The sequence below is a fragment of the Streptomyces sp. NPDC101166 genome (assembly GCF_044768125.1).
Taxonomy (GTDB): domain Bacteria; phylum Actinomycetota; class Actinomycetes; order Streptomycetales; family Streptomycetaceae; genus Streptomyces.
The window spans coordinates 1-1,073 of record NZ_JBIWPF010000328.1; the positions used below are offsets into that span (position 1 = coordinate 1).

The following is a 1,073-nucleotide window of genomic DNA, read 5'->3' on the forward strand; positions in this document are numbered from 1 at the left end:
GCTCACCCACCCGGACCGCGATCACACCGGAGGCCTGTGGCGGCTCCTCGACGTCGCCCCGCACGCCCGCCTGGTCACCACCTTCATCGGGATGGGACTCATGTCCTGCGAGTGGGAGATGCCCATGGACCGCATCTACTTCCTCAACCCCGGTGAGCACCTCGACGTCGGTGACCGCCGGCTGACCGGCGTCCGGCCGCCGTTGTTCGACAACCCGGCCACCGTAGGCGTTTTCGACACCGGCTCCGGTGCGTTCTTCAGCTCCGACTGCTTCGGTGCGCCCCTGCCCACCGCCGAACTGGCGACCTCCGCCGACGCTCGTGCCCTCGGCGACCTGAGCCCGGCCCAACTGCTGTGGGCGTCAGTCGACAGCCCCTGGATCCACCTGGTTGATACCGAAAAGTATCTGTCCACAGTCGATCCCATCCGCAGACTCGATCCCTCGGGGGTCTACAGCACCCACCTGCCTCCAGCCGTGGGTATGAACGATCGCCTCTTCGACATGGCGGTGACGGCCCCCGGCGCACCGGCCTTCGTCGGACCGGATCAACGCGCGCTGCAGGCCATGCTCGCCCAATTCGAGCCCGCCGCGTATCAGTGACCCTGTCAGTCGGCCGTCAGCACGCTGTCAGCGACGCCGGACAAAGTACTCCCATCGAGCAAGAACGGCCCCGAACCGAGATCGGATCGGAGCCACCACACCCGCTTTCGAAGGAGCGCCCCATGTCCGCCACCATCGCCACCCTCGCCCTGACCGACCAGTCCAAGGCCACCCTCCGCACCGCCGCCTACGGCGCGGTCTCCCTCCTCGCCGCCGCCTCCGACAAGCCCGGCAAGGCCGCCGGCGCCGGCACCACCGCTCTGCTGTCGGCGACGGGCGAGATCGGCCACGTCCTGAACGCCAAGTCCAAGGACATCCACCTGACCGGCAAGACGGTCGCCGCCCTCGCCGACCACGTCCTGCCCGCCCTGACCGCCGCCGCGACCCTCCTCGACGCCCAGAACCCCGCCGAGGCGACCAACTTCCGCACCACCATCCTGATCGCCGCCGAAGCCGCCGCCGCCACGAGCCG

The 1,073-nt window shown here is 69.4% G+C and carries 2 protein-coding genes; both read left to right on the top strand.

The features are described 5' to 3' along the window. A partial coding sequence (locus ACIRS4_RS38835; protein WP_404205082.1) for an MBL fold metallo-hydrolase occupies positions 1–601 on the top strand: 601 nt, incomplete at its 5' end. A 122-nt stretch (positions 602–723) separates the two neighbouring features. Continuing rightward, positions 724–1,073, top strand: a 350-nt coding sequence (locus tag ACIRS4_RS38840) for a hypothetical protein (protein ID WP_404205084.1), incomplete at its 3' end; no start/stop codon positions are given.